27 protein-coding genes are annotated in these 25,460 nt (G+C 35.3%); all 27 read left to right on the top strand.

What is annotated here, in order from left to right; genetic code table 11:
- Positions 1-64 precede the first annotated feature (64 nt).
- The 27 genes from KI350_RS00810 (at position 65) to KI350_RS00680 (ending at position 25,424) form a co-directional block, all read left to right on the top strand.
- Positions 65-613 (top strand): hypothetical protein, encoded by a 549-nt coding sequence (locus KI350_RS00810; protein WP_098407844.1) that lies wholly within the window; start codon positions 65-67, stop codon positions 611-613.
- Positions 610-1,575 (top strand): hypothetical protein, encoded by a 966-nt coding sequence (locus tag KI350_RS00805; RefSeq protein ID WP_212930417.1) that lies wholly within the window; start codon positions 610-612, stop codon positions 1,573-1,575. Before KI350_RS00810 ends, KI350_RS00805 begins: the two co-directional genes overlap by 4 nt.
- 12 nt (positions 1,576-1,587) lie before the next feature.
- Positions 1,588-3,180 (top strand): toprim domain-containing protein, encoded by a 1,593-nt coding sequence (locus tag KI350_RS00800; protein WP_212930416.1) that lies wholly within the window; start codon positions 1,588-1,590, stop codon positions 3,178-3,180.
- Positions 3,181-3,196: 16 nt separating this feature from the next.
- On the top strand, positions 3,197-3,610 hold the full coding sequence (locus tag KI350_RS00795) for a hypothetical protein (RefSeq protein WP_212930415.1): 414 nt from the start codon (positions 3,197-3,199) through the stop codon (positions 3,608-3,610).
- A 13-nt stretch (positions 3,611-3,623) separates the two neighbouring features.
- Positions 3,624-3,980: a hypothetical protein gene (locus KI350_RS00790; RefSeq protein WP_083460665.1), complete on the top strand. Its 357-nt coding sequence runs from the start codon at positions 3,624-3,626 to the stop codon at positions 3,978-3,980.
- Positions 3,981-3,998: 18 nt separating this feature from the next.
- Entirely contained in the window at positions 3,999-6,221 is a 2,223-nt protein-coding gene (locus KI350_RS00785; protein WP_095345980.1) for a VirD4-like conjugal transfer protein, CD1115 family, read from the top strand.
- 52 nt (positions 6,222-6,273) lie between these two features.
- A complete protein-coding gene (locus KI350_RS00780; RefSeq protein ID WP_095235657.1) occupies positions 6,274-6,972 on the top strand; it encodes a flagellar assembly protein FlaJ in 699 nt (232 codons plus the stop codon).
- A 15-nt stretch (positions 6,973-6,987) separates the two neighbouring features.
- The gene (locus tag KI350_RS00775; protein ID WP_083460657.1) at positions 6,988-8,100 is read left to right on the top strand and encodes an ATPase, T2SS/T4P/T4SS family; all 1,113 of its coding nucleotides are present in this window, start codon (positions 6,988-6,990) and stop codon (positions 8,098-8,100) included.
- A 114-nt stretch (positions 8,101-8,214) separates the two neighbouring features.
- On the top strand, positions 8,215-8,451 hold the full coding sequence (locus tag KI350_RS00770) for a hypothetical protein (protein ID WP_095235658.1): 237 nt from the start codon (positions 8,215-8,217) through the stop codon (positions 8,449-8,451).
- Positions 8,452-8,567: 116 nt separating this feature from the next.
- Complete coding sequence (locus KI350_RS00765; protein WP_083460659.1) at positions 8,568-9,317, top strand: hypothetical protein; 750 nt, start codon at positions 8,568-8,570, stop codon at positions 9,315-9,317.
- A gap of 17 nt (positions 9,318-9,334) precedes the next feature.
- The gene (locus KI350_RS00760) at positions 9,335-11,596 is read left to right on the top strand and encodes a pLS20_p028 family conjugation system transmembrane protein (RefSeq protein WP_212930414.1); all 2,262 of its coding nucleotides are present in this window, start codon (positions 9,335-9,337) and stop codon (positions 11,594-11,596) included.
- On the top strand, positions 11,593-11,934 hold the full coding sequence (locus KI350_RS00755; protein WP_083460658.1) for a DUF5592 family protein: 342 nt from the start codon (positions 11,593-11,595) through the stop codon (positions 11,932-11,934). The genes KI350_RS00760 and KI350_RS00755 overlap by 4 nt, the downstream gene beginning before the upstream one ends.
- Entirely contained in the window at positions 11,927-12,622 is a 696-nt protein-coding gene (locus KI350_RS00750; RefSeq protein WP_095235660.1) for a hypothetical protein, read from the top strand. Before KI350_RS00755 ends, KI350_RS00750 begins: the two co-directional genes overlap by 8 nt.
- Before the next feature lie 12 nt (positions 12,623-12,634).
- Positions 12,635-14,614: a VirB4 family type IV secretion system protein gene (locus tag KI350_RS00745; protein ID WP_054287382.1), complete on the top strand. Its 1,980-nt coding sequence runs from the start codon at positions 12,635-12,637 to the stop codon at positions 14,612-14,614.
- On the top strand, positions 14,614-15,723 hold the full coding sequence (locus tag KI350_RS22885) for a lysozyme family protein (RefSeq protein WP_083460669.1): 1,110 nt from the start codon (positions 14,614-14,616) through the stop codon (positions 15,721-15,723). The genes KI350_RS00745 and KI350_RS22885 overlap by 1 nt, the downstream gene beginning before the upstream one ends.
- Before the next feature lie 20 nt (positions 15,724-15,743).
- Positions 15,744-16,649, top strand: a complete 906-nt coding sequence (locus KI350_RS00735) for a hypothetical protein (RefSeq protein ID WP_095235661.1) — start codon at positions 15,744-15,746, stop codon at positions 16,647-16,649.
- A 288-nt stretch (positions 16,650-16,937) separates the two neighbouring features.
- Positions 16,938-17,201 (top strand): ribbon-helix-helix protein, CopG family, encoded by a 264-nt coding sequence (locus KI350_RS00730; RefSeq protein ID WP_054287334.1) that lies wholly within the window; start codon positions 16,938-16,940, stop codon positions 17,199-17,201.
- Between the two features lie 48 nt (positions 17,202-17,249).
- Complete coding sequence (locus KI350_RS00725) at positions 17,250-17,666, top strand: hypothetical protein (RefSeq protein ID WP_083460654.1); 417 nt, start codon at positions 17,250-17,252, stop codon at positions 17,664-17,666.
- Positions 17,667-17,685: 19 nt separating this feature from the next.
- Entirely contained in the window at positions 17,686-18,927 is a 1,242-nt protein-coding gene (mobP2, locus tag KI350_RS00720; RefSeq protein WP_085059417.1) for a MobP2 family relaxase, read from the top strand.
- Between the two features lie 22 nt (positions 18,928-18,949).
- Complete coding sequence (locus KI350_RS00715) at positions 18,950-19,180, top strand: hypothetical protein (RefSeq protein WP_085059416.1); 231 nt, start codon at positions 18,950-18,952, stop codon at positions 19,178-19,180.
- Positions 19,181-19,360: 180 nt separating this feature from the next.
- Positions 19,361-20,110: a hypothetical protein gene (locus KI350_RS00710; RefSeq protein ID WP_186438878.1), complete on the top strand. Its 750-nt coding sequence runs from the start codon at positions 19,361-19,363 to the stop codon at positions 20,108-20,110.
- 96 nt (positions 20,111-20,206) lie between these two features.
- Positions 20,207-20,617, top strand: coding sequence for a hypothetical protein (locus tag KI350_RS00705; RefSeq protein WP_095345970.1), 411 nt, complete (start codon positions 20,207-20,209; stop codon positions 20,615-20,617).
- A gap of 22 nt (positions 20,618-20,639) precedes the next feature.
- Positions 20,640-20,894: a hypothetical protein gene (locus KI350_RS00700; RefSeq protein ID WP_095345968.1), complete on the top strand. Its 255-nt coding sequence runs from the start codon at positions 20,640-20,642 to the stop codon at positions 20,892-20,894.
- Between the two features lie 547 nt (positions 20,895-21,441).
- Positions 21,442-21,960 carry a hypothetical protein gene (locus KI350_RS00695; protein ID WP_095345964.1) on the top strand — a complete coding sequence of 173 codons (519 nt, stop codon included), beginning with the start codon at positions 21,442-21,444 and terminating at the stop codon, positions 21,958-21,960.
- Between the two features lie 69 nt (positions 21,961-22,029).
- A complete protein-coding gene (gene ssb / locus KI350_RS00690) occupies positions 22,030-22,506 on the top strand; it encodes a single-stranded DNA-binding protein (protein WP_095345962.1) in 477 nt (158 codons plus the stop codon).
- A gap of 171 nt (positions 22,507-22,677) precedes the next feature.
- Positions 22,678-25,005 carry a DNA topoisomerase gene (locus KI350_RS00685; RefSeq protein WP_212930413.1) on the top strand — a complete coding sequence of 776 codons (2,328 nt, stop codon included), beginning with the start codon at positions 22,678-22,680 and terminating at the stop codon, positions 25,003-25,005.
- A gap of 161 nt (positions 25,006-25,166) precedes the next feature.
- On the top strand, positions 25,167-25,424 hold the full coding sequence (locus KI350_RS00680; RefSeq protein ID WP_095345958.1) for a hypothetical protein: 258 nt from the start codon (positions 25,167-25,169) through the stop codon (positions 25,422-25,424).
- Positions 25,425-25,460 lie beyond the last annotated feature (36 nt).

The raw sequence follows: 25,460 nt of genomic DNA, 5'->3' as shown, positions 1-25,460 counted from the left end.
TCCCCTTTTATGAAAAGTAAAAGTGTACATGATCGTTATTGAAAAAGTGCTGGAGGTGGAGATTTTGAAAAGTGGTTTAATCATCAACTTTTATGGACATGATGCATTGGATGTTGGATTAATCGAAATCAATCGAATTAAACAGAATGGAGAATTACAGACTTTTGAGTTTCACCTATGTAAAACAAAAGATTTTCATGAATTTAAAAAAAATATAAAGGAAAAACGAAGGACCTTTTTGATTGGAGAAGAAAATGGCGTACGCTCCTTTGAATTATTGGTAGATGAAAATGGGTATGGAACATTTCGATATCCAGAATGGGGCGACAGAACAAAGGAATTTGAGGATTATGTGTTGAGTGTGAAAAATAAAGTTAAATTCCCCTCGTTAGAAAGAAATGATCTTAAAAATGCAGTCAATCATTATGTGAACAATGAATTGAAAAATTTGCCGGAAAATTTTGCTGATGACGAATCATTACATTCATTAAAAGAAATTTATGTTCGTGAATTCCAAAGTGAACAAAACCTTAAAAAGGGTGAATATTGTTATTTGGCCTTTAGAGATTGGCTTTTAGAAAACACTTCAATGGAGGATGTGGATAGAGCATGAGAGAGCTGGTCATAAAATTTTCTACTGAAGGAGAACGTTTTCGAGAAATAGATGAATCAAAAAGTTATTTTTTTTCTGAAGCCGAAAAAGCAATTAATTTACTGGAGAAACGCTTGAAAAATGAAGGAAGAGAAGCAGAAAAAAGGTTTGGGTTTTATATGGATGGTGAGTATTTACTCGATTCAATTATTGCAATTAATAAAAACAAAAAGGCGGATCAGATTGAAGAGCATATTGTAAAAGCATTTACTTCAACGGATCAATGGACAAAAGAAGTGGCAGAGGAACAGGTCAGAAAGCTGAAAAATTATGTTCAAAATGAACGAGAAGCTTTTCTTAATGAGGAATTTAGAGCTTTTGCTTACTTAATCCGTGACGTATTTGAAAAGAAGGTAGACTTTTTATTTTCATTAAAACAAACACAGGCTCTTTTTCAGGAAGTGTACGCCAAAATAGCCAACGGCTTCTTTTCTCAGTTAGAAGACATTGTTTTTTCTATCTTAGATTCATACGAGTGTGTTGTGGATTTCAATGATCTCTTAAAAGGAACCTATGAAGAAACGCAACTTAATAAAGAAAAATGGTTTAGTAATGAACACCATTTTTCTCAATTTGTTCGTTTTGTATCGGCTAACTATTTTTCAATTAGCCGTGCAAGACTAGATGTGTTGATGTCCAATAATCAACTTTATCAGTCTTTTCAGGATTATTTATTCGAAGTGAAGGCGGAAAATGATTTCTTTAAATCTTGGAACACAAATCTTAATTTGAAAAAAGAATTCGAAAGGAAATGGATCGAATTACAGTTTGAAGGGCTAACAATTAATGAAGAATTTGTGGAAACCGGAATTATTGAAAGTATCCTGGTAGGCTTCTTTCGTGAAGAATTAAAAAAAGGTGATCTTACCGAAGAAGAAAGACGATTCTGCGAAGGGGCAGCTCGAATAGAGAAGCGCTTTTAGGTGGTGAAAAAAATGCTTACCTTAAAATATGCAAACGTTGAAGAAGCATTGGATATGGTTAACGCTCAAGATCGAGGGCGTTATTTTTTATGCACCTGTCCTGAATGCAATAAAAGAGAAGCTTTCATATATAAAAATAATCCAAATTTTTTGCAATGCAATCGCGAAAATAATTGTGGTGTGTCTGTTGTCTTCGAATACGAGGAAAATAAAAAGGTTAAAGAATGGAGAAGTAAATACGAATCTGAAGATGGCACATTAACCCCGGAACAAAAAAAAGAACTTGTTTATATAAGTCGTCTATTTAAGCATATTCAATATAATACTGAAAATGAAACACTTGATAACTACCGAGGGTTAAGCCGGAAAACAACTGAGCCATTTGTTCTCGATTTAAAGTCCGAAAAAATAGTAAAGAATATGTTTCAAAGTGCCCCTAATCTGTTTTATTCCAAAAAATTGTATCAAGAAAAAAATGAGAAAGTCAATTATGCTGAAATGCCAGAAATGATAAAAAGGAATATTGTTTTTCCGATCTACGGCGATGATGGGTTGGTAGACAGAGTGATTATGCGATCGACCATTGACCCTCACATATCTAAAAAAGAGGTTCAGTTGCAAGTTAACCCTAATCCAAAGGCTAAAGATTTTTTTAAAGATATACCTCAGGGATCTAAGTATGTTGTCATCACTGAAGCTATAATTGATGGCATGTCTTTTAGGGAAATTGATCCGGAGATTGGCCTATATTCCATGACAGGTGCTAGGAAGTGGAGGCGAGTGATTGAAGATATAAAAGCTCACAAGAATGAGCTGAAAGATAAAATTTTTATTATTTCAACAGACAAAGATAAAGCCGGAGAGGAATCCAGAAAAAATATTGCTGCTGCATTAGAAGAAGAAAAGCTTACTTATATACATTTCACTCCGGATATTGAAGATGTGAAAGATGCAAATGAGTATTTATTGAGAGATCGCAATGAGTTTATAAAAGCCTATCAAAAAGCGAAACATGGGATGTTGAATGATAAGGAGTTTGATTTGAAAAATCAAAATAGTGATTTCGTAATTAATCGTTTATATCGCGATCAAAAAAACGATATTGTTTCACTAAGTATAACTTATGAGGGATTAAACATTCGAGGATTGTCTGTTGATATGAATGAGCAGAAAATTAACTATCCTAATGAAAGCCTTTCTGAAGAGAGGGCTCTTTTTTTTGGTGAAAAAACAGAGAGTATCTTAAAGTCCATTTCTTCCAAGGCACCTTTTAATAAGGACTTTACAGATATTCGTTTAAAAGAAAATGATAATTCCATACAAAAGCCGATTAACATATTGAAATATCATAGGGAAGGGAAATTCACAAAAAGAATTGATTTTCAAATTGATGATTTAGTCATTAAAAATGTGGAAGTTGATTCACTTCCGAATGATAAAGATCCTCTTATTTTTTATCCAAGGGAAACCGAAACTAAAAACAAAGTTATTGCAGCCACCAAAGAATTCAACAACCACCTTTTAGGAAGCATTAGAGATTATGAAAAATCTTTAATCAAGCCAAAAGAGAGGAATTGCAGTATTGGAAGAAATATAGAACGGTAACAAAGGAGGGAATGCATTGATAAATTATGTTAAGTGGATTTTTGGTGGTATTCTAGTTGGCTGCATTATATTTACTGCTGCTTATTATGGAATTAATCAAAATGGAAACACAAGAACGATTCGTGAAGTAGAGACATTACTATCAACGTCTGTAATTGGAGAATTAAGAGAAAGCCAGCAAATAGAACTTGATCCGAAAGAAGTCATTTCAAATGTTGTTTTAAAAGTCATTAAAGTTCAAAAGAATCACGGGAGAAATATCCGGATTCAATATGTCTTTTTAGATAAAAAAGGTGTCCCGACTGAGGAGAGTAAACATATAGACAGTGTTCAATTTAAGGTTGAATTACTAAACGGAAAAAATGAAATTGAATCACAAGCTGAGCAAAGACTGTCGCTGAATAGTATCGAAGATTTAGACCGAACGTGAGGGGAGTGATGAAATGTCTGAATTTAAAGGATTTCTTTTCTCTATGCTGCTGTTTGTTGCATTCTTTCTCCCGTTTTTGCTGTCTATGGGAATCCAATCTATACAACAAAATGCTTTCCTGAAAGTAACGACTGAAGTGCAGCAGATGGTTGAATATGAGGGAGGGATAACAGACCGAATCAAGAATGTCGCGGATAATTTGAATAAAAAAGGATTTACATTATCATTTTATGATGAAAAAGGAAATAAGGTTTCTGGAAAACAACCCGTTGGAAGGACAGTTGAAATCCGCTATAAATACAAATATAACGGTGTTTATGGGGAGCAAATTTTTGATACATCAAATTATGTAACGATATTAAAGCGATAAAGAAAGGAGCTCATATTTTTGGATGCCGAACAAAACAAAATTTTAACTAAGTTAGCAAAAACACATGTTTTATTAGCAATTAGTTTTGGGGTCCTTTTTATTTCGTTTTTTATAAGCAACTTTGTACTAGCATTTCTACAAGAAGTATTAAAGGCCGTAAGACAATTTGCTAATGGAAATATGGAACCATCATTCGATTTATCATGGGGAAATTTCTTTCATTTTCAAGCAGCACTATACCCTTTTTATATAGGTTTTTATTGTATTGTTGTTTATGGATTAATTAGATTTTGGATTAACATTAAAGTGAATTTTTCTGAATTGAATCGTGGTCAACTTGGAACGAGTGAATTTGAGGATGAGAAGAATTTAAGGAAACAATATAAAGTTATTCCAGGTAGCAAAAAAGATTACAAAGGCGGCAGTGGGGTTATTGTTTCTGCAATACAAGGAAAAAACGGTAAATACGAACTTCTTTTGGACACTGGACCTGTTCACACAATGGTTTTAGGTATTTCTCGATCAGGTAAAGGGGAAAGGTACGTTTTTCCGATGTTGGATGTTATCACAAGGGCAGAAGAAAAGGACAGTATGATTGTTAATGATCCAAAAGGTGAGTTGGCGGCGGCGAGCTATGCAACCTTGAAAAAAAGAGGATATGAGATTTACATCTTTAATTTAATGCAGCAAAAAAAATCAATGGGGTTTAACCCATTGCAATTAGTGATAGACGCTTATAAAAAAGGTGACACTTCCTTGGCTCAACAATACGCCAATAGTGTCGCCTTTTCTTTATACCATGACCCTAATGCAAAAGACCCATTTTGGAATAACTCAGCTAAGTCACTTGTAACTGCGATCATCTTAGCCATAACTGCTGATTCAATTAAGCTTGGAAAAGAAGAAAGAATCAACATGTATTCAGTTGCAAATTTTCTTTCCACAAAAGGCAGCGACAACAACGAAGAAACCGGAGAAAATGCTTTAGATTTATTTTTTAGACAAAGAGATCCAAACGATCCTGCTCGTATGATGTATGCAACAAGTAATTTCGCAGCTGGAAACACGCGTGCAAGTATTTTCTCGACGGCAATGGATAAACTTCAGATTTTCACTTTAACTCCAAATGCCAAGCTAACGTCATATAACTCACTTGATTTGACCGATATTGGTTTTGGAGATAAGCCGGTAGCTGTCTTTATGGTGACACCTGACTATGATAAATCCAATCATGTCTTGGCTTCTATTTTTGTAAGTCAAGCTTATCGTGTAAATGCTGAAAAGGCCACAATGAACAAAAGTGGAAAAATGAAGCGTAAGTGTTGGGTGCTCCTTGATGAGTTTGGTAATATGCCGGCTATTGAAGGAATGGCAGGAATGATAACAGTAGGGGCAGGTAAAGGTTTTAGATTTAACTTAATTGTTCAGGCATACTCTCAAGTAAATACGCTTTATGGTGATGAAGCTGATACGATTATCGGAAACTGTTCCAATCAAATTTATATCTTGACGATGGATAAATCAACAGCAGAACATTATTCTGCCTTAATTGGGACTAAAACAATTGAGGATGTATCAAGAAGTGGAAAGTTATATTCAATGGACAAAAGCTCCAGTGAAAGTGTGCGAGAGCGCGCGTTATTAATGCCTGATGAATTAATGAAGTTGAAAGAAGGAGAAAGTATAGTCGTCAGGGCCAATAAACGTCAGGACAATAAATTTAATAAAATTGTACCCAAACCTATTTTTAACAGAGGCAAGACAGCAGCTAAAGCCAGGTATGAATATTTGAGTGATGATTTTGATAACAGCAAATCGGTTTTGAACTTACCTATTGTTTCAGATCATCAAAATATTGATCTATCTGAGATCGTATTTACTGCCGACCAAGATTGTTATAAGAAACTTATTGATTTAGTTGGTAAACAGACAGTTATTGAATTTAAACAAATTATTCGCAAAAACCTTGGCATTGTTCAAGATAATAATGTGGAAAGGTGTTTACAAATCGTTGATAGTCACTTTGAAGAATTCACAGCTCAACAGTTCTTCTCTTTTATTGTTTTTGAAGCACCACTTTCGGCCAAACATGTGAATTTAATGATCGATGAACTAACAGGTACGCTCCCTGTATCAGACTTGGAAAAGTGGAGACATTACGCTAAAAGAAAAGAACAAATCGAAGAAGACGAAAGTGATCGTTGGGCCGCAATAGCAAGTGGTGAAGAAGAGCTATATTAAATGCTCTTTAAGTTAGGTACCTTAGGTTGAACTTTGAAAGGGGGATTTTAGATTGATCATTGAGATATTAAAAGAGAAGCACCTGAATCTATATCTAAATTATTTCGGGAAAACAAGAAAAAGTTATGAGATTAATAAATGGCTCATTACTTTTCTTGTTTTCTTTATTTATAGCATGATTGTCATTTTCCTAAAGCAATTCTTGATCTTTTTGGCTTTGCCTGTGGTTCTATTAGCCGCGAATAAGTTTGCTTATATAAACCTGGTTGCTCGGAAGAAGAAAGACGATTTATTAAAGACCTATTTATTCCCTGAGTTTTTAAGATGTTTTATCTGTTTGTTGGGGGTGTCAGGGAATGTTTATTCAACACTAAAGGCAACTGTTCCGTATGTTAAGGAACCACTTAAAGCTGAATTACAAAAGCTGATTACCAATATTGAAAGGGATAATGACAGACGTCATTATATTGAATTTGCAAATTCGATCGGGAATAGTGAAGCAAGTATGGTTATGAGCATGATTCACGAATTCAGTGAATTCGGTATACAAAAAGATGCGCTTCAGCAATTAGAACAATTTATAGAAAGATTGCAAGAAAACAAAACAAACGAACTAATTGAAAGAAAGGTGCGGGAAATGGATAAATACTCTGTTCCTCCGGTTGTCCTTTCAGTTTTATTTGTACTCTCTTTTGCTGTAGCTCTTTTTGTTTACTATATGTCTCAAATACAGGGTTCATTAAATTTTTAAAAGGAGTGAAAATAATTGGAAGATAAAAAGTCTCAAAAACAAGCTCAGATTGAACGGATTATAAACGAAAGTTTTCTTAAACCATTCTTAGACGATGAGGGAATTACGGACATTTCCTGGGATGGAACTGAACTAAGGTTAAAGCATAATCAAAGGGGATCTTTCCCAGCAAATAGGCAGCCGGATGCGTCAGAAGCAAGGGCATTAATAAGAAAAATTGCTGATATCCAAGAAAAACAGTTTAATGATAGTGAAGCAATTTTAGATACTGAAATAGGTATGTTTCGGGTAAATGCTGTTCATGAGGTTGTGTCTGATGAATTTGGAATGACATTTTCTTTAAGAGTTAGCCGCCCAAAACTGGCTATTTCGAGTTTAGAAGAGCTTACAGATGAAAATGTTGCGGTGTTGTTAAAACTTATAATGCGATCCAGAAGCAATCTGATCATATCGGGCGCAACCGGTTCTGGAAAAACAGAACTGCAAAAATTGTTGGTGGGGCACATACCCGATGATGATAATATCTGTTGGATTGAAGATACAAGAGATAGCCATATTAAAGCACTTTATCCACACAAGCATATTAAAAGCTGGCGTACATTAACTGATGAATCAAGAGATAAAAAGGTCACTTTTAGTGATTTAATTGCAACTGGTTTGAGAAACGATCCTGATTGGCTTATCATTAGCGAAACTAGGGGAGATGGAGCCGGCGATATTTTAGACGCAGCTAAAACAAATCATTCTATTGTTACAACTCTTCACTCGAAAGGAGCTGCTGCGATTCCTTCTCGTTTTATTCCATTAGTAAGGCAATCACCACCTTATGCATATACTAATGATGTTCTAATTGGGAAGCAACTTGTAGACATAATAAGGTTTGGTATTCATATGGAGCTTCAAAATGAAGATGGTCACATGATTAGGTTTCCCAAAGAGTTAGTAGAATTTACTGGATTTGATGAGAGCGGTACGCAATATTCATATCTATATAGACAATACACAGTGTTTGATGAAGCGAGTAAGGAGTATGTAAAAAAAACAGAATATAATTCACTGTCTGAACAGAGTAAAAGGCATCTGGCAGAATATGAATTACTTCACTTGCTTCCAGATGTTTTTTATTAAAAATGCAACTATTATGCGATTTTCAGGAAAGAATTTTGAGATTATCCTGATAGGGATTTATAAAAAAACGGTGTTAATATGATAGTATCAAGTAAATAAGGAGTGACTTCCGTTTTGGTTAGAATGATATCAATTAAAAAGGTTGCTAGTTTTTTTAGAAATCAAGATAATTCAGGGATAGTTTTTCTTTTTTATACATTGTTCGGACTTTTCATAGCGCCATTGGCAAATCAAAAGGGTTCTGTTTTGTGGTGGTGTGGTGTTGTGTTAGTGATAATGGCAATGATCCCTTTGTTTTTAAGGTGTCTTTTTCCTGAAAATCAACAGATGGAGGAGGAGAAAGCACTTTAGATAATAGAGAACAAATTTATAAAGGGTTAGGAAATAAGCAGGGGTATATCATCCTCTGCTTTTTTGATTTTCATCTTTCTATGCTTATGGAAATCTTGATTGGAGGAAGAGAACAAGTGAATAAAAAGACATCAGTTTGGAAGGAAGCTAAGTTGTTATTTAGTGGTTGGGGTATTACATCACTCATCTCTCTGTTGATGTTAATTAATGTGTGCTATTTATATATTGTTACTCAGAATACCGTACTGAGCTGCACCCTTGGAATAATAGGATCGGTAGTGCTGTTCTTTGTGCTATTCGTAGAAACAAAAAAGTTAAGGCAGAACCAAAAGCGTCTAAATGAGTTGCTGAAATATGCAACCAATTTGACGTTTTTTTTACAGTCCGGAAAAAATATTCTTTATAGCCTTGAGGAGACGAAACAATCAGTTGATCCGATTATCCATGCCGATATTCAAAAAACGATCGACATTCTGAAGGATGAAGCAAGGTTAGATACTACGCATTTTGAAAAGTATAATTTTCCTGCCTTAAATCAATTTCACCAAATCTTAAATATAAAGTACGAAAAAGGCGGAAATGCAAGAGACATGTTTAAAACAGTGGTTAAAAGTATGAACTTTGAAATTTCCAAGAGAGATGACTTGTATAGGAAAAAGAAAAATAGTGCTATCCAAGTTTATATGCTGCTTGGTTTGGTTATCTCAATGCCTTTGATTCTTTTTGTAACAACTCGAAACCTGTATGAACAATTTTTATCAATGCAATTCGGCTCATTAATTATTCTCAGTGTTTTTTACATTGTTGTATTAATCAACATAAAACAAATGCAAAAAACATTGAATGATGTGTCCGTACGGCTGTAGGAAAGGGGGAATGATGGTTGTCTGCACAAGACATTCTTGAAAAGTTTGGTGATATGCTTCATGTCACTAATGTAATATCATCAATTTTTAGGCAAGTAGGCGAATGGTTATTAAATGGTTTGCTATTTGTGAATTCTATAGTAGAAAAAGTAACGATGTCGATCTTAACAAGTACAGATTTTTTTCAATATGGACCATTAAAAGATCTTCGTAATGAAATGGCCCCATTAATATGGAGCTTAATGGGTCTCACGGTCATTCTAATCGGTTTTCAATTAATGTTCAACAAAATTGAAAAACGCCATAATGTTGTTCTCAATGGTTTAATAGCTGTTTTATTTATTGTTGGTGGTCCAACAATGATGGATCTCCTCAATAAAATAAGTACAAATGCAATAAATGATTTAGACCATGCAGGAGCAGAAACAGCTGGACAAAAGATTGTGAAAAATAACTTGGCTGATGTGAACTATTATGTAAGACAAGGATTTGAAGTAAAAAAACTGCCTGATGAACAAAGATATAACAACATTTCTGCTGATAACATAAAATATATACATTTTACAGAAGTGGTTAACCTTGACGGGGTAAAAGGTGAAGCGAAAGAAGCTTTAAATAATCAATTAGTTGTAAACGATGACAACAAAATAGAAATGAAAAAGTTAGATGATGGTTGGTTTGGAGTAGGTAAGCAAGAGTATTATCGTTGGGATCTAAATTGGGCCGTTGTTTTAGTTTCTTTACTGGTAACTGTTGTCGCGCTAATCGTTACAATAGTAAAAGTCGGAAGGATCATTTTTGACCTAGGATTTCACGGTATATTTGGGACACTCATTGCTGCAACAGATATAAGTGGAGGACAAAGACTCAAAAAAGTTATCAATGAGATTTTTTCAAGCTATGCTGTACTTTTTATTATGTGCCTACTGTTAAAAATCTATACGCTCTATACGGGATGGGTAGGTGCAAAAGACTTCGGATGGGCCGGCTGGGGTTCGATGTTAGCTTTATTGGCGGGATCATGGGCCCTTATTGATTCTCCTAATCTGGTAGAAAGAGTTTTGGGCATTGATGCTGGTTTAGGCAGTGGATGGAAAACCCTTGTTTCCGCGGCAGCTGTAACAAAAATGGCCGGAAGTTTTGGTAAAGGCGCAGTTGGGGCAGCTGGTTATGTGAAAGATAAAGTTGCTCAAGGAGTCGGTGCAGCTCAGGGTATGAAAGATGCTGTTAGAGAAAATGTCCCATCATTGAATAAGGCAGCTAGTGACAGTAAAAACGAAAATGGCGCTTTAAATGATGATGGAAATAAAGGCGGGCAAAATGGAATTGGTGATTCCAAAGAAAACAGCAATTTGAGAAATAAACAAAAAGTACCTTCGATTCCGGGAACAAACGGGAAAAGTCAAAAGAGGTCAGCACAGAAAGGAAACAGATCCTCTTTGGTATCAAAAAAAGCTTCAGGTGTATACTCGACAGATGGACAGGGGGCATCACCAAATATTCCTATACCACTTAATGCAGGTGCTGTTTCAGATAATGTTCCTACAGGACAGGAAGCACAGTCTGAGAAGAAATTGCATGGAACATCAGGACATAATCCTATAGGTGAACAATCCACCCAACAACCAGTTGAGGGAGCTGGGACTAACGGTTTTGATACAAATCAAAATTCGACGATACCTGAACCAACGGAGGGCATTCCAAACACAGATAACATACCCGGCTTAACACCTGAAAGAAATGAACAAATCCCTTCTATGTATGGTGCCCCTGGTACTGTTTTGAAACCAGGGAATATTACACCAACTCATAACTATACACCTATTGGACAGTCGCGGTGGATGCAAAACATGAAAAATGCTCACGCAATGGGTTATAACAGTGCATACAACGCCACCAATGCAGTATTTAAAAAATTCAGATCCATTAATCCGGTTGGAAAAGCGAATAGAAATAGCGGTGCCATTTCATCAGGAGGATTTTCATCTTCTTCAGTAGGACATAGAGGCTCGACCAATTCGATGACTTCTGCTCCTAATTCGTATAGTGTTACACCTACACCCGCAGTAAAAAATAATCAATCTAGATCATCTCCTTCTGCGGCGGCTAAAGGTAGTAATGGAGTTGAGAGGACTACACCTTCCAGTAGTCCGGTAGGACAACAAACTTTTAAGTCGAGTGAAGGTTCAGTTAATCCAGTTGCTTCCTCGTTGAGTGGTGTGGAAAAAAGAGAGGAGCATGGAAATAGTAGCAACAAACTGAGAGGGGAAAATGAATGAAATATGATATACCAAAAGAGGTCAGGTCTCCAGTCAAAATATTGTTTTCTTTATATGCCAAAGACCTTTTGATTGTTGGAGTAGGAACGCTTGTTTTATTAAACATAACCAGTGAATTTGTCCATTCCTGGTTCACGATTCCCTATTATATAGTAGGTTTCGGATTTTTGATTTTTTTGGTTTGTAATTCAGCTCATAATCCAGGCAAGAAGAATTATCATACGCTTCTTTTTCTTATAAAAAGTAATAAAACTGTTTATCATCCTATAGATCGGCACAAAGTCGAAAATGAAATTAAATACAGCGATAATGAAGTCGAGGTGAGAAAGAATGCATGAGGGAAAACAGCCTAATTCAAGCGCCGATCAAATTAAAACCATTGTCAATCCCAATATTTCGTCTGAGAATAGGGTTGGAAAATCAAAACTTTTTAGAGGCTCAGTTTTTGAGAAATTAAAAAAACACAGAAAAAGATCTCGTTCGGATGAAAGCAAAAAAACTAATAAAAAAAGGAAACAAAAAAAGGTTTACAGTCGTGTCCCTCAAATCATCAATTTATTAAGAATTGAAGATGATCATATCGTTACAAAAAATGGAGTGATGGATATTCTGCAAATTAGCAGTAATGACATTGATTCTTTGAACGAACAAGATCTCATGTTTATGGTGTATCAAAATGTTCGTTTTTTGCGAAGTTATTCACCTGACATTAAGGAAATCTCACTTAACTTTCCTGCAAATACATCTGTGCAGCAGGAATATTGGCAAAAAAAACGGGAAAAAATTAAAAATCCTTCATTATTAAAATTCATAGACAGAAAACTTTTTGAATTAAAGTTTTTAGAGGAAGAACGCACAAATCGTGAGTTCTTCCTTTTTATTTACGCTGATGATCAAGAATCACTAAGTGAACGGAGAAGGGTGGTTATTAATCAATTTAGAAGCTCTTTTCCGCTCATTAAATTATCAAATGAAAAGAAGAGATCGGTGTTGTTTATGCTCAATAATCCAAATTCAAAATTATAGGAGTTGGTAAGGATGGAATTGAGATCAGGAAAATTGTTTTCATACTTAACAAAGAAGAGAACCGCTGAACAGGAAGAACAAAAGCAGAAGAAAAAGAAATACGATCCAGAGTTTTTGGCTGCGATACAGCCACAGGGTGGTATTTCGTTTCAAGATAAGTTTGTCAAAAAAGGAGACGGATACGAAACGTGTATTCAGGTTTATGACTATCCGGCAAGAGTAAATGATAAATGGTTAAAGAAAATATTCACCATGAGAAATGTTGTTTCGGTTGTTGACATATCAACAATGAAAAGAGATGAAACTGTCGCAGCAATAAATAAGTCGCTTTTGGAACAACGGATGCGAATGGGAAGTGAAAAACACGCTGCGGCCAAAATGGATGCGGAGCAAACTCATACTGATTTACAAAGATTATATCAGCAAATATCGACGATGGGTGAGGTTATCAAATTAGTTCATCTTCGTTTTTATGTTCATGCGAAAACAGCAATGGAATTAGAAAAAGCGGTTGCCGACATTTTAACAGAATTAGATGCACAGAGTTTTAAAGGAACGGTCTTTTTAAATGAACAAGAGTATGAATGGAGATCCAAGTTCAGCTCTTACCAAGAGCAAGCCGAATATATCAATAAACGTGAAGGAAAAGGGATGCCGGCGTTAACATTAGCGGCTGGCCTTCCTTTCCATTATTCGGAGCTTAACGACCCGCGGGGATCATACCTAGGAACCACGTTTACTGGCGGCAATGTTATCTTTGATTTATTTCACAAAGATAAAAAAAGGAGATTCTATAATGCAGTTTTTATTGGACAAATGGGTTCAGGTAAAAGTACGGGTTTGAAAAAGTTATTGCTGGATAATGCACTTCGGCAGAATTTTATTAGAGGTTTTGATGTCACTGGCGAATTTGAAACCTTGGTAAAAGCTCTTAATGGGAAAATGATTGCTTTGGATGGAAGTGATGGATATATAAATCCTTTACAAATTATTAAATCTGCAATGGACGGAAAGGAAAAAAGATCGTTCGCGGAATTAGAAAAACACTCATTTCTACAGCACCTTTCAAAAGTAGCAATATTTTATCGTTTTTTATCCCCTCAGTCTTCAGATTCAGATATACAAGAATTTAAGAAGATACTGAGGGAGTTCTATGAGTCACTTGGTTTCTTAGAAAAAATACAAACTACCGGTGTAACAACTCTATCAAGCCATGAATATCCAATATTCTCAGACTTGCTTGATTACATTAAAAACGTTCTTTACTCGGATGTTGCCAATAGAATAATTAGAACTGAATTGTCACCAACAAGAGCTGAAAGGCTTGAAAAAATTGAACTTGTTATTGATGGTATTGTTGAAAGCTTTGGTCATATTTTTAACGGACATACAACCATAGATGATGTAACAAATGAGCAAATTGTGTTTTTCTCGGTTAAATCTCTCCGCAGCTTAGAGAAAGAGGTTTTTAACGCTCAAATGTTCAATACTCTCAATTTAATTTGGGATAACTTGATTCAAATTGGCGAACCTCAAAGAAAAGCAATATATCAAGATGGCTTTGATTTTGATGCTGTAAAGCGCTTGCTTGTGATTATTGATGAGGCGCACCTTATTATTAATCCAGAAAATATGTTAGCTGTTAACTTTTTAACTGAGTTTGCACGTGAAGCACGCAAATATTTTGGCGGTTTAATTTTTGCGTCACAATCTATTAGAGACTTTGTTCCGGAGTCTTCAAGTAATGAAGTTGCGAGCAAAATTAAAGTCTTGTTTGAACTCACGCAATATAAATTTATTATGCAGCAAGATTCCAACTCTTTGGACACACTGAGAGAAATATTTCAGGGGCAACTGAGCGAGAGCGAATTAACGACCATACCTTTGTTGTCGCAAGGGGAATGTGTTCTAGCAATAAATGGACTGAAAAATTTAACTTTACAAGTGGAGGCGTCTGACGAAGAAATCACCTTATTTGAAGGTGGTTTGTAATGAAAGAAATTCTAAAAGGGGTTATTGCTCGAATCCTTACTAAAAAAATATTGTTTACTGTAGGGATTCCTGCTGCCATTATTATTTTTTTTCTGCTTGTAATCGGTGGAGCAGTCCTCACCATTTTTTCTGACAACCCTTCGTCAAGTGGTACAGGAGATGGAATTGGAACATGCGGACAGTTAATAAATGTACCCGAAAAAGTTCAAAAGTATCGAGGGATTGTTGAAAAAGAATTAGAAAAGCAAGGCTTCACTAAAGATTATACGAACTGCATGATAGCGCAAATAATGCAGGAATCCGGCGGGAATCCGCCTGATGTTTTTCAAGCCAGTGAATCAAAGTATGGGAAAATCGGTATGATTGATTCGGTAGAAGAAAGTGTTGAACAAGGTGTTAAGCGGTGGGTGGAAATTAAGAAGCAAATTGAAAGTAAAGGTTTTCCGTTCAGTATAGATTTGCTTTTACAAACATACAACTTCGGCAGCAATTATTTAAATTGGTTGGATAAAACCAATCAATTATACTCTCTTGATACTGCCTTTGAATATTCAGCCATGTTTTATGAAAAATTGAAGAGCCAAGGTATATACAAGTGTCACTTTCCCGAGCAAAAGAATAAGGCGTGTTACGGTGATTTCATGTATGTTCCTCATATTAAACGTTATATTTCCGATGTCACAGTTGACCCATCAATGAAAGGTGATTTTCAATTTCCTTTTGTGGGTATCAACTTCGTTGTAACAAGTGAATATGGTTCGAGGTGGGGAACCCTACATGCCGGAATAGACTTAGTTGCTTATGATGGTGCTCCTGTTTCTTCTATTGGAGATGGGATAGTAATTGATTCTAGGTTCTCTAATTCATACGGAAACGTTATAACGATACAACATCCAAACGGAGTTTTTAGCCGGTATGCACATTTAAGTAAACGAACAGTTTCAACAGGCGAAAAAGTTAAAAAGGGACAAACTATTGGGGCACAAGGGAATACAGGTGCTTCACAGGGCAGTCATTTACACTTTGAAACAAGAAGGGGAAATGATTATAAAAAAGGCACATCTTTTAATCCGCGTGATTTGCTGCCGTTTCCGCCTGGACAATCTTAAATCAAAAGGAGGGAAAATTTTTGTCATTTAAAATAACCAAAGGTAAAGAGAATAAGTTGTATTACGCGTCGCTCATTACTGTTCTAGCTTTATTAACCCTGTTCTTATCATCAAAGAGTTTTATGTTTGATGATGAGCCAATTTTGCAAACAGAGTATGATCAACCTATTCCCGGTCTTGACCATGTGCATTTAATTTTAAAGAAATGGGAGTACAACCCTGCAAAAAAAATAATGCAAGTACAATTAAAAACGGAAGAGATTGGAGGAGAGGTGTTTGAGCCGAAACTAAAATTTAAAGCTAAAGAAAAAGGAGAGGTTGATTTTTTAAAAGTTGATGTGGTTTTTCATCAGGATGAAAACTATGTTGTTCAGATTAAAGGAGTACCTGCGGATTATAGGGAGGTTGGATTAATTGTAAGCGAGGAAGCTGAGTCCTCTCCTTTAGAAACAGAATCTTTAGGTGCTAAAATGGGCGGCGAATTAAGTGTCGGCAAACAAGAACAGAAAGATGAAGAGAAAAAAGTTGTCTTGAGGGGAGATTATCGAAAGATAAAAGAAAATAAAAATTTGAAAAAGAAAAATCAAATAGAATATGTTGAAGACAGCATAAAAGAAGAGCTTCAATTAAAACATACTGAAATCGAAAATCTAGAAAAAAGCATTCCTATCCAGGATGGCATTATTGATCAACTGAATGATGAAATTTCAAAAATAAAAGCCAATAAAAAATATCAGACGGAAACCGAAAAGGCAGAAAGCGACACTGAAATTCAGAAAAGAAAAATTTCAATTGAAGAAGTGAAAAGACAAAAAGGAGAGATGGAAACAAAACTGAAAGAAGCAAAGGAAAAAGAGAAAATTCTAAAAAAGAAATTAGAAGAACAGCAAAGAGAGTTTAATAAGGAATTTAACAATGAGAAATAAATTTTCAGATAATTTTTGCGGATTTAACATTAAATTATCTAAAAAATTTTTGGTTGATTTTCAATCCTAAACAGCGTGAAAAAGTTCTATTGAAATTCTATTAGAAACCTCAGTAACTGCGGTTAAGTTCTATTGAAAATCTAATAATTTGTATTGAATAACTATTAGAAAATTCGCTTTTTTGATATCGCGTTTTTACTAGGCTCTGCCTAGTCTATCACCTCTGGTGATAGCAAAAAACCCTTATGCTCTTGCATTACTATTTTCTCATGTGAGAGGAGTTGCTATATGGATGTATTAATCCGAGATGTTGATCCTTCGGTCGTGAAAAAAATTGATGAGTTAGTGAAAAAATCAGGTTTGAAATCGCGGCAAGAGTTCCTAAAAGTTTATCTAACGAACCTGTCTGTCGTGGATGAAATGAATAACTTGCAGCGTCAATTTGAACAACTTCAGAAACAAACTTTATCAGTTTTGAACCAAAATACAAACGTGATGAACCGGATGATTAAAATTATTGAAGAAATCATTGACGAGGATGACGGAGTGTAACAAAGTAACATTTAACAAACATATTCAAAAGAGAGGTGCGGTTTTGATTTGGCAAAAAACAATAAAGTAAAAAGCTATTATTTAGATGAAGAATCAATTAACTATATTTCGGAATTTGACAAACAAAACGGCATTGGGGGCACAAGTCGAGCGTTAAGAAAAATAATTAATGATCATAAAAAGTATAGTAGCGATTTTTTTGAAAACCTTAAGCAAGCAATGAAAGAAGTTGTATCTGAAGATCTCAGTCGGATAAGAGCCGGTACAAACCTCGCTGATAAAAATTCTAGAATGCTCTTAGAATTTATGAATCATTTGTTTGTCGTGAATCAATATAAAGAGTTGGTCACGACTGAAAAATATAAATCGAAAGGAATTACTGAAGCAGAACTTGTTGTTAAAAATCAAATCGCAAACGCTCGAATGAAAAAGCTAGATAGGGAGAATAGAGAAAAAAATGAGTGACATACAGTAGAGGTGATTTATGAGTTCACCAGGTGTTGTGATAAAATCACAATTTGTTCTTTCGAATAATGAATTCAAAGCGACACATCAAAAAAGTTTTGAAGAATATATAAAGTACATTGAAAGAAAAGAGGCCACTGATAAACAAAAAAATGACATAGAAAATTTGTCTACCTTTTCTTCGTATCAAGATTATATGGGTAACGAAATTAAAACATCTTCACTCTTTACAAAAGATGAAGATGTTTTGTCGTATGAAGGGAAGAAGAATCTGAAAAAGCTGTTCTCCTTAGCACAAAAAAATGGATCGGTCATGTGGCAGGATGTCATTAGTTTTAATAATGACTGGCTTGAAAAACACGGTGTCTATGATTCGGAAACCAATACTCTTGATGAAAAGAAAATAAAAGATGTAACGAGGCAGTCTTTAGAGGTGATGACGGAAAAGGAAGGATTAAAAAATACAGGGGTATGGTCAGCTGCCATCCATTATAATACTGACAACATTCACATTCATGTTGCGATGGTCGAACCATATCCTAGTCCTTCCCGAGTGATTAAACAAGGTCCGAATAAAGGTCAGCTGCGCGGGAAAAGAAAGCAAAAGTCAATTGACGCAATGAAATCCAAAGTCGTCAACAGTATTATGGATAGAAGCAATGAATACAAAAAAATTAATGACTTAATTCGCAACAGTATTGTAAGCGAAAAAAAGAATGTCCCTTTAGCAGAATTTAAAAAAACAAAAAAGTTATTCAAAGAGATCATGAATCAGCTGCCAGATGATAAAAGGCAGTGGCAATACAATTATAACAGTGTTGCTCATTTAAGACCCAAAATTGATCAGCTTAGTTCAATGTTCATTGAAAAATTTCATAAAGATGATTTCATGAAGTTGCAGCGTCAATTAGAAAACGAAACTGAGTTAATGAGAGAAGCATATGGCGAGGGAGAAGAAGAAAAAAGTCGATATGAACATTTTGCGGAAAATAAAATAAAGGACTTGTATACACGGCTGGGTAATGCTGTTCTTAAAGAAATGAAGGAGGTTGCTAAACAACGGGAGCTTCAAAACAGAATACGGAAGCGAAAAAGAATTCGTTCGCCAGCATTCCAAAGGTTAAAAAAGGGTGTACGACGCCGGACTTCATTTTCAAAAAGTTTAAATGAAATAAATCGGAACATGAATTTTGAATATGAAAGCTGGAAAAACCAACGCCACTTCGAAAGACTTCAGGAAGAGTTGGAATACGAAAAATAACATAAATGGAGTGTTTTTTATTATGGAAAATCAAAAAATGAAATCTCTTGATATTGTAGCAGAGGAACTTAGTAAAGCACTTGGTGACGAACCATTGAAACCTGGGGAAGAAACGTTCGTTGTTTTAAATGATGCTGTTATTCATGCTGTAAATGAAGATGGAGAGCTTAAGTTTTATGTCTCGTTAGGGGTTCCGTTAGTTTTAGACATGTCAACAGGGCTAAGTGCTGAAGACTTGAATCAATTAAATTAAATGCAAGTTTGATGCGAGAATCTTGCAGCTTTCTTGATAGGATAGGCGAGAAAAACAGAGGTAATATAGTAGTATCAAACAAATTTGAATTTCATTTTAAGAAGAGAAGCGAATTGCTTCTTTTTTTGTTTTAAATGAGATTTTATTGTTTGCAGCTTAACCATTTAAGGAGGAAAAAGAATGAAAAAAGAAAAAAATGAAATGCAACAAGAAGGGTTGAGTGAACTTCAAGTTCTAAAATCAGCTGCCGGCTTTTATGTGGGAACTGAGTTGACTGAAGATGGAGTAACAATGCCTTATTCTAGAGAAAGTTCTTATTTTAGAAGTGAAAATGCTGCGAAAGAGGAATTGAAGAAACGAACAGCTAAAGATCCAGCTGTAGAGAGTTCATTAGAGAATAAATCCAACTCTACTACAAAGGAGCGGCAAATAACTAATCAACCATTTTTCGAGAGTGAATTAGAAAATGAGCAACTAACGGATGAACAATACAAGTCTCTTTTAAAAGAGGATATGCTTTCGAAGTTAATGACCGAAAGCAAGAGAGAAACAAAAGACGATTTGCAGGATGAATTGAAATATAAAGAACAGTTCAGGCAGCAAGTTCTTGAACAATTAAATACCGAGCCTTCAAAAACTACAGAATCAGAAGAAGACAGAGAAAAAAGACGAATTGCAATGAAGAGATTTGAGGAAAAACACTCTTTTGATCATGTGTACAAATTGAAAAAAGAAGTTTTGAATGAATTGAAAGATCTTGACTTGCCGGATAGAGCTAGAGAAAAGTTGCTACAAATTGAAAAAGCGCTTGAAGCAGAAAAAGAAAAGCATGATTTGATGCAAGCGAAAGAAGGCGGGCCTAAGACGCGTATGGAAAAAAGAAATCAGAAGAAGAATAAAAAATTCAGAAGTAATGATTTTGAAAGATAAAACCGGGAGAGAAGGGATCGTTTATGATCCCTTCTTTTTTTTAAAGATGCTGCTGCGGCATCGGATAATTGACTGAGTGAAGGAGAGGAAAATCAAATGGAAGAGCCGTTTAAACATGAAGATTTTAAAAGAGAGTACAAGAAATATATAAGGCAGCTCGTGAACGCAGATTTGGCAGCGTCCGGAAAAGCGGAGGTCCGGTTAAAAGAAGAAGATCAAAAAATCGATTTAAACATTATTGAAGATTTTGATAAGTGGAATGATCATGCGCTGAGAATGTACTCAAGGAAAGAGGCACTGGTAGAGGAATACGCTTCTCAAAGAAAAGATTTAAAGGTTGATTCAAAAATGGCTGAACAATCATTTAACCGGTTGCTTGGTACATTGATTAATTTAGAGCGAAATCATTCAGATCGTTTCGTGGATAAAGAATTGTCTGCTATGCATTTAATGAATGAAAATCAAAAACTAGCATCTAAACAAATGTTTTTAGAAGCGGACCGATGAGATTCAGGGAGGGGCAAGTCAAGTGAACCAAAATGTCAATCGTAGTCCATATGACAAGGTATATGATTTCTTGCTAAATGAAGGTCCAATTATTGTACAAGAAAAATTCACCAATTCGCTATATCATCCAAGTGAACAATTCCAAACATCATTATATGAAGTCTCGGATGAAAAAGAAAAAGTTACACTTGCCAAGGTTACTGTGCCCAATTCACAGATAATAATGATTTCGAAAAAGCTGTCCGCCTTGCGAAATGAAATGGCCTGTACAATTTAGCAAAAAAGTATACAAGGTTAATGAGGGGTTTTCTTTTTTTAAATAATTATTTAAGCAATCATTTAAGAGATATGTTGACTTGGAGAGAAGCTCAAAAACTTTTGTAAAGTTTAGATATAATTGATAAACCAGAATTATTAAAAAGAGAAAAACTGTTAAGTCCAAAATATAGATATAGCACCTCTTTGCAGGAGTTTATTAGGGTTTACCAGAAAGATCGAGAGCATTTCTGTAAAGCTCACTCGCTCACCACTTTTTTTCGTAGAGTAGGTCACAAGGTTTTAAAAGTAGCAAGTTTAGTTGTATACACGTATGTGCTGATTGCAGTATTAGTCCTTTTTAGCAGAAACAATATTCCTTTACCATTTGATATGGACAAAGCTTTAAAGGATATGAGTGCTATTCAAATCATTGAGTTTTGGCAGAGGTCAATAATGTTGGGTATCACAATATTTGTTCCTTTTAAGTTCTTTAGGTGGATGTAGCGAGAAAAACAATAAATGAATTGGGCATATATCTAAATAACAAGAAAAGGTGGTTTGAATATATGATTAAACATAAGGCATTCATTGGTGGTAGGGGAGTAGGCAAAACTTTTGAAATGAAAAGGCTTCTTCACTCAGAAAAGGATGATTTTAAGGTTGTTATTGATCGATACAATGAGTATCGAGAAGACATACAACTGTTGAGTGAAAATGGTTATTTAATTGCAGAGGAAAGCTGTATGAAGCCTTCAAACAACCCTTTTTCTGTTCAACTACAAGAAGCTTTAGAAACAACATTAGAAAGAAACAAAGTGTTGCATATTGTTACTAATGAATTAAGAAATGGTTTTGATTCCGAGGCTATTAAAGCATTCTTTGAAAAGATAGAGAAAGAAATTCGTAATCCAGATTTGAGAGTTAGAATTTATATTGACTCACACACTTCTATAATTAATAATTTGACACCGGGGATTTATACGATAGGAGCGGGATACGATTGTGTTGTTTATGCAGCTTTTCGGAACAAGGATCACATCGAAAATAAAATCCTAGCCAACTTTGCTTCGAAGTCGTTTATATGAACGGTGGCAAGAGTTTCTAAATTAGAATCCAAGAATTAAGGTCAAATAAAACAGAAGGAGAAAGTGTTCGTGATTAATCGGGTTGTATTGACAGGAAGATTAGCAAAAGATCCTATTTTACGCTATACACCAAACGGAAAAGCTGTGGCAGTCTTTACACTTGCAGTAAATCGAACATTTACTAACCAACAAGGCAATCGAGAAGCCGATTTTATCAATTGTGTGGCTTGGAGAAATCAAGCGGAAAACGTCGCAAACTTTCTTAAAAAGGGAAGCCTTGCTGGTGTAGATGGACGTTTGCAAACGAGGAGCTATGATAATCAAGAGGGTCAACGTGTCTTTGTAACGGAAGTACAAGCTGAAAGGGTTCAGTTCCTTGAGCCAAAAGGCAATGGTGCTGGATCTGGCGGTGGACAAAATGTTCCGGATTCACTCGGCAGCGAGCAGAGTGATTTTAATTTAAGAAGCAGCTTTAATGACAGTGACGATCCATTTGCAAATAACGGAAAATCAATTGATATCTCGGATGATGATTTGCCATTTTAAAGGTGAATTTATAGGCTGGACCAAAACAATAACAAGAGGGATAAGATATTATGAAAAACAATATGGATACCTTTGATAACAGTAATAATCGATCTGCTCAAACTACAGCCTACTTCACACATGAATTAGCATCTAACCTTGTTAAATGAAATCCAGAAAGGAGAAAAAACAATGAAAGAACTATTCGTATGTGAAAAACCTACTCAAGCCGAAGACTATGCTGCGGCATTAAGTGGGAACTTTCAAAAGAAAAATGGTTATTTGTTAGGTGAAGATGGAAAAGTGTTCACTTACGCTTTTGGTCATCTTGTTAAAGTAAAGGGGCCGGAGCAATTAAACTGGAAAGCAGAAGTAGAGACCTTACCGTACTTTGAAAAAAATATGGCACTTTCTATTATTGAGGATAAGAAAAAGCAATTTAACGTTATTGTTGGATTGATGAAAAAAGCCGAAATCATAGTCATTTCAACTGATGCCGGTCGTGAGGGTGAGCATATTTTTCGGAAAATTTATAAACTGAGTGGTGTGAAAAAACCACTTAAAAGGTTGTGGGTCCAAGATAATACGGTAAGTGGTATTAAAAAAGCGTATTCTCGCATGAAAGACGGAAGTGAATATGAAGGTTTGGCTACAGCTGGTCAGCTTCGTGAAGAAGCTGACTTTTTAGTTGGTGTCAACTCTACAATCCTTGCTACACGTTTATCTTCAAGTCGAACACCTATTTCGCTCGGACGTGTTCAAACACCGACTTTAAGCATGATCGTAAAAAGAGACTACACAATTGAAAACTTTAAAAAGGTTGAGCATTATACTATATCGGCTCCTATAAAGAAGCAGGACTTAGGTGAATTTGAATTAGTGCTTGAAAAGGATCAACAACTTACAAAAGACGATGCTGAGAGTATTTTGGCCGCCCTGGGGAACCGAAAAGGTTTATCATTTGACGAAAAAGTTGAAAAAGAAAAACCGAAGCAGTTGTTTGATTTAACATCTTTACAAATTGAAATGAACAAAAAAGTTGGATGGTCAGCAAAAAAAACGTTGGATATCCTTCAAGGGCTTTATGAAAAGCACAAGGTGGTCACTTATCCGAGAACGTCTTCAAGGTTTGTAGCGAGTACAGAAGAATTTCCAGCGCTATTAGAACACCACAAAGATCATCCTTTAATTGCTCATATTGTTGAAAATGGATATGAGATTGAGAAATCCTTTGTTAATCCAGGAAAAGTCACTGATCATGAGGCGATTATCATTACGAAACAGAAGCCTAAAAGCCTTGGTAGAGAGGAAGAGTTGCTTTATGATGTGATTCTCAAACGATTTGCGGCAGCATTTTATCCGCCAGCAGTTTATCAAAAAACAAGCGCTGAGTTTTCAGATGGTGAGCATGTTTTTAAAGCAAATGAAAAAGCCCTTATTGAAAAAGGATGGAGGTCAATTTATGATGATGCAATTCAGCAGCCGGTATTAAAAAACATAAAAATGGACGACATTGATAACTATGGACTAAAAAGAAAAGAAACTAAGTCGCCGCAAAGGTACAATGAGGCAGCGCTTTTAATAGATATGGAGAACGCGCATAAGTTCATTGAAGAAGCTGAGGATAAAAAAATCATAAAAAAATCAGGTATTGGGACACCTGCCACCCGAGCTGACATAATCGAGGTGCTTTGTAAACGGAATTTTGTTGAAAGGCAAATAGTAAAAAATAAAGAAGTGCTGATATCAACACCATTGGGAAGAAGCGTTATTAATATGATGCCTGAAGACTTTCTTCTTTACAGTCCGAAAATGACAGCTGTTTTTGAAAGTATGCTTGCTGATGTTGAAGAAAGTAATCTGACTCCAGATGAATTTTATAAGGAACTTGAGGATCTTGTTTACGGAATAGCGAAAGAAATAAGTGAGAATATCAAATCCTTAGAAGCAGAAACAGCAAGAGAAATCATAGCAAGCTGCCCCAACTGCGGCCGCGATATGTATGAGACAGAAAAAGGATATTCATGCAGCGGGTATAAAGAGGGCTGTAAAACAACATTGTGGAAGAATAGTCTTGAAAGGTTTGGTAAAAAGACAATTGGAAAGGCTGAAGCCAAAAAACTTCTTGCCGGGGAAAGTGTCAAAGTAAAATTGAAAAGTAAAGAAAAAGGTACTTCCTATGAGAAAAGGGTTATTTTCAATAAAGAAAAAAGCTGGCTGGAGTTTTCAAAAGAAGAATCGAATGAAAAAGAAGCCATAGCAAGCTGCCCGAACTGTGGCAGGGATATGTATGAAAACCAAAAAGGATATTCATGTAGCGGATATAAAGAAGGCTGTAAAACAACATTGTGGAAAAACAATCTTGAAAAGTGTGGTAAAAAGACAATCGGCAAGGCTGAAGCTAAAAAGCTACTTGCAGGGAAACGTGTCAGAATGAAATTGAAAAGTAAAACCGGTAACGCTTACGATAAAGAAGTTGTTTTCAATAAAGAAAAAAACATGGTTGTGTTTGCGGAGTGAAATTAGGGAGCGGTTGTATTAGCCATCGAATGCGAATCAAAGGAGCAGAATAATAATGATTTATAAAATCGACCATTATTATAGTACGGATCATGACAAATACTCTATTTTTATAGATTGTGAGATCAAGCTTAACTGATAAATACAGAAAATATTTGCATTTGCTGCAACTAGAAGAAAAGGACTGGGATTACCTTATTGGGAATAATTGGTTGACCGATCGTGTAAAACGTGATCAAATAAACGATGAAACAATTGAAGTTAACCCATACACCGGTCATTTAACGATTATTCATGTTGATTGGTTTTCGGCAAGAGAAATTTGCTGCGGTAAAGTAGCTGAGAAATATTCATATATACCTGATACTCCTGATTTCAAAAAAGAAATAAGGAACATTGCCGATTTTTACAACTACTAAGGTATCTGTCAAATTTAACAGCTGGGGCTGGCTCTT

The organism is Bacillus sp. J41TS8 (assembly GCF_018333035.1).
GTDB lineage: Bacteria > Bacillota > Bacilli > Bacillales > Bacillaceae > Bacillus > Bacillus paralicheniformis.
Note: the sequence above shows the minus strand (reverse complement) of the source record. Positions and strands in the feature narration are given on the sequence as shown.